The sequence below is a fragment of the Pseudomonas mandelii genome (assembly GCF_002251635.1).
In the GTDB taxonomy this organism is placed as follows: Bacteria; Pseudomonadota; Gammaproteobacteria; order Pseudomonadales; family Pseudomonadaceae; genus Aquipseudomonas; species Aquipseudomonas mandelii_B.
In genome coordinates this window covers 1-7,967 of record NZ_NMOJ01000151.1, presented here as the reverse complement: position 1 = coordinate 7,967, position 7,967 = coordinate 1, and the positions used below count along the sequence as shown (strand labels likewise).

Annotated in this window: 8 protein-coding genes; 6 read left to right on the top strand and 2 right to left on the bottom strand. The window is 61.4% G+C overall.

Annotated features, from left to right (window positions below; all coding sequences use genetic code 11):
- Positions 1-61: 61 nt before the first annotated feature.
- Positions 62-1,021, bottom strand: coding sequence for a GlxA family transcriptional regulator (locus tag B7L09_RS19735; RefSeq protein ID WP_094470270.1), 960 nt, complete (start codon positions 1,019-1,021; stop codon positions 62-64).
- Positions 1,022-1,232: 211 nt separating this feature from the next.
- Between B7L09_RS19735 and choX the strand changes: the two genes are divergently transcribed.
- The 6 genes from choX to B7L09_RS19700 all read left to right on the top strand — a co-directional run bounded on the left by choX (position 1,233) and on the right by B7L09_RS19700 (position 6,669).
- Complete coding sequence (choX, locus tag B7L09_RS19730; RefSeq protein ID WP_094470269.1) at positions 1,233-2,177, top strand: choline ABC transporter substrate-binding protein; 945 nt, start codon at positions 1,233-1,235, stop codon at positions 2,175-2,177.
- Positions 2,178-2,252: 75 nt separating this feature from the next.
- Positions 2,253-3,140 (top strand): 3-dehydrocarnitine:acetyl-CoA trimethylamine transferase CdhC, encoded by an 888-nt coding sequence (gene cdhC / locus B7L09_RS19725; protein ID WP_094470268.1) that lies wholly within the window; start codon positions 2,253-2,255, stop codon positions 3,138-3,140.
- Positions 3,141-3,282: 142 nt separating this feature from the next.
- Positions 3,283-4,248: an L-carnitine dehydrogenase gene (locus tag B7L09_RS19720; RefSeq protein ID WP_094470267.1), complete on the top strand. Its 966-nt coding sequence runs from the start codon at positions 3,283-3,285 to the stop codon at positions 4,246-4,248.
- Positions 4,249-4,381: 133 nt separating this feature from the next.
- Entirely contained in the window at positions 4,382-4,858 is a 477-nt protein-coding gene (locus B7L09_RS19715; protein WP_094470271.1) for a thioesterase family protein, read from the top strand.
- A gap of 14 nt (positions 4,859-4,872) precedes the next feature.
- Positions 4,873-6,036: a gamma-butyrobetaine dioxygenase gene (locus tag B7L09_RS19710; RefSeq protein ID WP_094470266.1), complete on the top strand. Its 1,164-nt coding sequence runs from the start codon at positions 4,873-4,875 to the stop codon at positions 6,034-6,036.
- A 369-nt stretch (positions 6,037-6,405) separates the two neighbouring features.
- Positions 6,406-6,669, top strand: a complete 264-nt coding sequence (locus B7L09_RS19700) for a hypothetical protein (RefSeq protein ID WP_094470264.1) — start codon at positions 6,406-6,408, stop codon at positions 6,667-6,669.
- 133 nt (positions 6,670-6,802) lie between these two features.
- Here B7L09_RS19700 and gbdR read toward each other — a convergent pair whose 3' ends face one another.
- Positions 6,803-7,906 carry a choline metabolism transcriptional regulator GbdR gene (gene gbdR / locus B7L09_RS19695; RefSeq protein WP_094470263.1) on the bottom strand — a complete coding sequence of 368 codons (1,104 nt, stop codon included), beginning with the start codon at positions 7,904-7,906 and terminating at the stop codon, positions 6,803-6,805.
- Positions 7,907-7,967 lie beyond the last annotated feature (61 nt).

The following is a 7,967-nucleotide window of genomic DNA, read 5'->3' as shown; positions in this document are numbered from 1 at the left end:
GTGNCCTCATCGCGAGCAAGCTCGCTCCCACAGGGTTCTCTACTGCTGTTGAAACCTGTGATCAAACCAATTCTCGCCCGTCACCCAAACGTCGTCGATCTTCCCGTGGACACCGTTCAAAAAGTGCCCGATAACTGCGGGTGAAATACGACGGCGATTCAAACCCGCACGCAATGCTCACTTCCAGCACGCTCATGTCCGTCTGCCGCAGCAGTTGCCGGGCCTTTTCCAGCCGTAATCGCAGGTAAAAATTGCTCGGTGTGTCGTTCAGGTGCAACCGGAACAGGCGCTCCAGTTGCCGCCGTGTCACCTTGATCGACTCCGCCAGCGCCAAGGTGCTCAGCGGCGGTTCGGTGTGTTGTTCCATCTCGCCAATCACCTGCACCAACTTCTTGTTGTTGATGCCGTAGCGCGTGGCGATCTGCATGCGNTGGTGGTCTTTGCGCGGGCGGATGCGGCCAAGTACGAATTGTTCGCTGACCTGGATCGCCAATTCCGGGCCGTGGGCCTGGGCGATAAGGTCGAGCATCAGGTCGATGGAGGCTGTACCGCCAGCGCAGGTGATGCGGCGACGGTCGATCTCGAACAGCTCCTGGGTCACGGTGAGCTGTGGGTAAGATTCCTTGAAGGCGTCGATGGCTTCCCAGTGCAAGGTGAGCCGGTGGCCGTCGAGCAGGCCTGCTTCGGCGAGCACGCAGGCGCCGGTGTCGATGGCGCCGAGCGTGACGCCATCGTGATCGAGGCGGCGCAGCCAGTGTTCCAGTGCCGGCGTGGCGAACTGCAGTGGCTCGAACCCGGCCACCACCAGCAGGGTCGCGCCCTTTTTCAACGGTTCCAGCGCAGCGTCGGCGTTGACCGACATGCCATTGCTCGCCAGCACCGCGCCGCCGTCGGCGCTCAATACGTGCCAGCGATACAGCTCGCCGCGAAAACGATTGGCCACCCGCAGCGGCTCGATCGCAGAAATAAAGCCGATGGCAGAGAAACCCGGCATCAACATGAAGTAGAAATCCTGGGACATGGAGCGCACTCGACTGGCAGGTAACGAGAGGGCGGGAAGCGTGTGGACGTTGATACGCCACTTGCAAGAGGCATTCAAGAGGACAGGTCGCTGCAGTGCAAGAGCTGGTCGCCGCAGTGCGCTTTNTCGCCCCGCAAGCTGCGTAACGTGNTCATCACCGGCGCACAAAGACGCCGGAACCCACAATAACGAACTGCCGAGGAAACCTGAGATGAAACGACTGATCAGCAGCTGNGTGCTNGCACTCAGCGGTACCGCCTTCTTGAGCGCCAGCGTCATGGCAGCCGATGCGGCTTCTTGCCAGAACGTGCGCATGGGCGTGGTGAACTGGACCGACGTAATCGCCACCAGCGCCATGACCCAAGTGTTGCTCGACGGCCTCGGCTACAAGACCAAACAAACCAGCGCCTCCCAGCAAATCATCTTCGCCGGCATCCGCGACCAGCGCCTGGACTTGTTCCTGGGTTACTGGAACCCGCTGATGACCCAGACCATCACCCCGTTCGTCGACGCCAAGCAGGTCAAGGTGCTTGAANNNCCTAGCCTGAAAGACGCCCGCGCCACCCTCGCCGTGCCGACTTACCTCGCCGACAAGGGTCTGAAAACCTTCGCCGATATCGCCAAGTTCGAGAAAGAACTGGGCGGCAAGATCTACGGCATCGAGCCGGGCTCGGGTGCCAACACCCAGATCAAGGCGATGATCGCCAAGAACCAGTTTGGCCTGGGCAAGTTCCAGCTGGTGGAGTCCAGTGAAGCCGGCATGCTCGCCGCCGTGGACCGCGCCGTGCGCCGCAAGGAAGCCGTGGTGTTCTTCGGCTGGGCGCCGCACCCGATGAACGTCAACGTCGCGATGACTTACCTCACCGGCAGCGACGATGCCCTGGGCCCGAACGAAGGCATGGCCACCGTGTGGACCGTCACCGCGCCGAAATACGCCGAGCAATGCCCGAACATCGGCAAATTGCTGAGCAACCTGACTTACACCGCCGAAGATGAGAGCCGGATGATGCAGCCGCTGCTGGATCACAAGGACGCTCTCGAGTCNGCCAAGCAATGGCTGAAAGATCACCCGCAAGACAAGCAACGCTGGCTCGAAGGCGTGACCACCTTCGATGGCAAACCGGCCGCTGACAATTTGAAACTGACCAGTAAATAAACCCCGATTGAACCACCGACTCGCAGCCCGACCGGGCTGCGAACGGAATCATCACGCCTGCAAGGAACCCGCCTCATGAACCACGACGTCATCATCACCTGCGCACTCACCGGTGCTGGCGACACGACCNCCAGAAGCCCACACGTGCCGGTCACCCCCAAACAAATCGCCGCCGCCGCCGTGGAAGCCGCCAAGGCCGGTGCGACTGTCGTGCATTGCCACGTGCGTGACCCGCAGACCGGCAAGTTCAGCCGCGACGTCGCCCTGTACCGCGAAGTGATGGAGCGCATTCGTGAGGCCGACATCGACATCATCGTCAACCTCACCGCCGGCATGGGCGGCGACCTGGAAATCGGCGGCGGCGAGAACCCGATGGAATTCGGCCCCAACACCGACCTGGTCGGCCCGCTGACCCGCCTGGCGCACGTCGAGGCGCTGCTGCCGGAAATCTGCACCCTGGACTGCGGCACCCTGAACTTCGGCGATGGCGACACCATTTACGTGTCCACCCCCGCGCAACTGCGTGCCGGCGCCAAGCGTATTCAAGCGCTGGGCGTAAAAGCCGAGCTGGAAATTTTCGACACCGGGCACCTGTGGTTCGCCAAGCAGATGATCAAGGAAGGCCTGCTCGACAACCCGTTGTTCCAGCTGTGCCTGGGCATCCCATGGGGCGCGCCGGCCGACACCACCACCATGAAAGCCATGGTCGACAACCTGCCCGCTGATGCGGTGTGGGCTGGCTTCGGGATCGGCCGCATGCAAATGCCGATGGCGGCGCAAGCCGTGCTGCTGGGCGGCAACGTGCGGGTCGGCCTGGAAGACAACCTGTGGCTGGACAAAGGCGTGCTCGCCACCAATGGCCAACTGGTGGAACGCGCCAGTGAAATCCTCAGCCGCCTCGGCGCACGGGTCCTGACGCCGGCGGAAGGCCGGGCAAAAATGGGCCTGACCAAGCGCGGTTAACTGCTGACAACTCTCTCCAACTGTGGGAGCGGGCTTGCTCGCGAAGAGGCCGTTACATCCGACATCTCTGTCGACTGAAACTCCGCTTTCGCGAGCAAGCCCGCTCCCACAGGGGATCACCGAATTCACTCAGGAAGTCGCCATGAGCTTTATCACCGAAATCAAAACCTTCGCAGCCCTGGGCAGCGGTGTCATCGGCAGCGGTTGGGTGTCCCGCGCCCTGGCCCACGGCCTGGACGTGGTCGCCTGGGACCCGGCGCCCGGCGCTGAGGCAGCCCTGCGCAAGCGTGTCGCCAATGCCTGGGGCGCGCTGGAGAAACAAGGCCTGGCACCGGGTGCATCCCAGGACCGCTTGCGTTTCGTCGCGACCATCGAAGCATGCGTAAAAGACGCGGACTTCATCCAGGAAAGTGCCCCGGAGCGACTGGAGCTGAAACTGGAACTGCACAGCAAGATCAGCGCGGCGGCCAAGCCGAATGCGTTGATTGGCTCGAGCACTTCAGGCCTGTTGCCGAGTGAGTTCTACGAGGGCTCGACCCACCCGGAACGCTGCGTGGTCGGTCACCCGTTCAACCCGGTTTACCTGCTGCCGCTGGTAGAAGTGGTGGGTGGCAAGCACACGGCACCGGAGGCTGTTCAAGCAGCGATAAAGGTGTACGAATCCCTCGGCATGCGNCCTTTGCATGTGCGCAAGGAAGTCCCGGGTTTTATCGCTGACCGCCTGCTCGAAGCGCTGTGGCGTGAAGCGTTGCACCTGGTGAATGACGGCGTGGCGACGACGGGCGAGATCGACGACGCGATCCGTTTTGGCGCCGGTTTGCGCTGGTCGTTCATGGGCACCTTCCTGACTTACACCCTCGCAGGTGGCGATGCCGGCATGCGGCACTTCATGGCACAGTTCGGCCCGGCGCTGCAGTTGCCGTGGACGTACTTGCCCGCGCCGGAATTGACCGACAAGTTGATTGACGATGTGGTGGATGGCACCAGTGAGCAGTTGGGCAAGCACAGCATTTCGGCGCTGGAGCGCTATCGTGATGATTGCTTGTTGGCGGTGCTGGAAGCGGTGAAGACCACCAAAGAGAAGCATGGGATGGCGTTTGCCGATTGATAGTGATCGGCTGGAGATCGCCCCCTCACCCTAACCCTCTCCCCAGAGGGTAGAGGGNNCTCCCCTATGGGGAGAGGGCTGGAGTGAGGGGTGGATCTTGAATTACAACCAAATCCTCAAGCGGACGCCCATCATGCCCACCCTCACCACCTACCAAACCAAAATCATCCCCGACTGGGTCGACTACAACGGCCACTTGCGCGATGCCTTCTACCTGCTGATTTTCAGCTACGCCACCGACGCACTGATGGACACCTTGGGTCTGGACAGCGAAAACCGCGAAGCCAGCGGCCACTCGCTGTTCACCCTNGAGCTGCACCTCAATTACCTGCATGAAGTGAAGCTCGACGCCAATGTCGAAGTGCACACCCAGATCATCGGCCACGACAGCAAACGCCTGCACCTCTATCACAGCCTGCACCTGGTGGGCGGNGACAAGGAACTGGCGGGCAACGAACAAATGCTCCTGCACGTCGACCTCGCCGGGCCGCGCTCCGCACCGTTCAGCGAAGACACCTTGAGCAAGCTGCAAGCCATCGTCGCCGAGCAAACCGACCTTCCCTCCCCCGACTACATTGGCCGAGTGATCGCGTTACCCCCTAAAAAATAACAAGGAGATCGCCATTGAACACCGCCGCCGCTTTTGCCGACTTCCGTACCTACCCGTTGATCAGCGCGCTGTCCGCCGTGCAAACCCTGGCGGATCGAATTCAAGTGCAGTGGGCCGACGGTAGGATCAGCCCCTTTCATCATCAATGGCTTCGCGACAACTGCCCGTGCCCGCACTGCGTCTACACCGTGACCCGTGAGCAAGTGCTGGAAATCGCCGACGTCGCAGAGGACCTGACGCCGACAAAAGCAAACGTCGATGCCGAAGGTTGCCTCAGCGTCGAATGGCAGGACGGCCACCAGAGTCGCTTCGATCCAGGCTGGCTGCGGGCTCACGCCTATGACGACGAGTCCCGTACCGAACGTCGTGCCGGCAAGCCAAAATCCAGGCTGTGGAAAAGCGACTTGCAGCTGCCGGTGTTCGAATACCAGGCGCTGATGAACGACAACGAGGCCTTGCTGCAATGGCTGCTCGCCGTGCGCGATATCGGCCTGAGTCAAGTGCGCGGCGTACCCACCGAGCCCGGCTCACTTAANCTGGTAGCCAAGCACATTTCCTTTATTCGCGAGAGCAACTTCGGCGTGCTGTTCAACGTGCAATCCAAGGCCGATGCCGACAGCAATGCCTATACCGCTTTCAACCTGCCGCTGCACAGCGACTTACCGACGCGGGAGCTGCAACCGGGGCTGCAATTCCTGCATTGCCTGGTGAACGATGCCACCGGTGGCGAGAGTATTTTTGTCGACGGGTTTGCTATCGCCACNGCGNTGCGCGAGGAAGATCCCGAGTCGTTCAACGCCCTGTGTGAAATCCCCGTGGAGTTCCGCAACAAGGACCGCCATAGCGACTACCGCTGCCTGGCGCCGATCATCGCCCTGGATGCGTTGGGGCAGGTGTCGGAAATCCGCATGGCGAACTTTCTGCGCGGACCGTTTGATGCCTCGATCGAGGACATGCCCAAGCTCTACCGCGCTTATCGACGCTTTATTGCCATGACCCGTGAAGCCCGATTCCGGGTGATGACGCGGCTCAATCCCGGCGAATTGTGGTGCTTTGACAACCGCCGCACCCTCCACGCCCGCAATGCGTTTGATCCCGCCAGCGGCGCCCGGCATTTCCAGGGGTGCTATGTCGATCGTGATGAATTGCTGTCGCGGATATTGGTGTTGCAACGCTAGACCGCGTCATCGTTCATCGCGGGCAAGCCACGCTCCCACAGGATCGGGGGTTACCACAGATTTGGCGAACGACGCGAAGGCGTCAGCCCAGACACCCCATCCCTTCCTGGTTCACAGGCAAAAAAAACCCCGATCAAGCCGTGACAGGATCGGAGCTGAGGAGGGTACTGTTGAGGAGCCGTCGCGCGAGGGTGACCAAACCTTCGTGTTGCCAGCTGAATCCAGTGTGCCCACTCTCCCCTCTCGCAAGTTAGCCGAAAACGACCTGTTCATAGGTATCGCGGCCATTGCGACAAATCGTCCTTGCCGCCACCCCGCCCCCCTACGAGAATCGAGCCACGACACCGTTCCCTGAAGAAGGATTGCGTCATGATGTACGCCGATTTGATTGACCAGGAAGACCTGTTGGGCCAGCTCAAGGCGTTAGGATTTGCAGTGCCCCCTGGTGCAACTGCCGAGCAGGCCTGCGAATGCGCGGTACGGGGTTTGAACAACGAACGGGCAACGGAACTGCGCACGATGGTCAAGCAGATGTACACCAGCAGCGCGACCATCCTGCCGGCCGTGCGTCAGGCCATTGATAGGCAGTTGCTGCCGGCGTTGGCGGAGTATCAGCAGAGTCGCNAGCGCTGATCTGCTGACACCCTTGATCGTTCCCACGCTCCGCGTGGGAATGCAGCCCGGGACGCTCTCCGCGTCCCTGCCGAAACGGACGCGGAGCGTCCATTGAGGCATTCCCACGCAGAGCGTGGGAAGGCNNCTCGGTCTAGAGCCTTACACTGGCAAACGTCGACTCATTACGCGCCTGACTCAACGCCGACATCGGCCCCGACAACGGTGACAACACCAGCGCCTGCGGAATCGGCATCATCGCCACTTGCTGGGCGGTGTTGGAACCTACGCGCTCATCCCGTGGCGGGATGCCGAAGTATTCGCGGTAGCACTTGGAGAAGTGCGGCGTGGACACAAACCCGCACACCGAGGCCACTTCGATGATCGACATCGGCGTTTGCTTGAGCAATTGCCGCGCACGGATCAGGCGCAACTTGAGGTAGTAGCGTGATGGCGAGCAATGCAGGTATTTCTGGAACAGCCGCTCCAGCTGCCGACGGGACACAGCGACGTACACCGCCAGCTCGTCCAGGTCGATCGGCTCTTCCAGGTTAGCTTCCATCAGCGCAACAATTTCCTGAAGCTTTGGCTGGTTGGTGCCGAGCATGTGCTTGAGCGGCACGCGCTGGTGATCCTGTTCGTTGCGGATGCGTTCGTACACAAACATCTCGGAGATGGCGGCCGACAATTCACGGCCGTGGTCGCGGCTGATCAGGTGCAGCATCATGTCCAGCGGCGCGGTGCCGCCCGAGCTGGTGAAACGGTTGCGGTCGAGGGTAAACAGGCGTGTGCTCATGGCCACGCGGGGGAAAGCTTCCTGCATCGACGCCAGGCATTCCCAGTGCACGCTGCAATCAAAACCGTCGAGCAAACCGGCGCAAGCCAGGGCCCAACTGCCGGTGCACACGGCGCCGAGACGACGCGACTGGCGCGCCTGGCTTTGCAGCCACGACACGTGTTCACGGGTGACGGTGCGCTGGATACCCACGCCGCCGCAGACAATGATGGTGTCCAGGGCGGGTGCTTTGTGCATGGAGCAATCGGGGGTGATCTGCAGACCGTCACTGGCCCAGACCTGACCGCCGTCGACACTCAGGGTTGTCCAGCGATACAGCTCGCGGCCGGACAACTGGTTGGCCATGCGCAGTGGTTCCACAGCCGACGCCAGGGAAATCAGCGTGAAATTGTCCAGCAGCAAAAAGCCGATGGATTGAGGCGCACGGTTCTGGGGTTGAGCCCCGGAGTTGAACGACGTCATCGCGGTATCTCCTCACACAAAGCGGGTGATGGCCTCAGGCGAGGCTCTTGTTATTGCCNTC

Coding starts and splice junctions, on each gene's coding strand:
- gbdR (WP_094470263.1), bottom strand. CDS start 7,906: ATGACGTCGTTCAACTCCGGGGCTCAACCCCAGAACCGTGCGCCTCAA.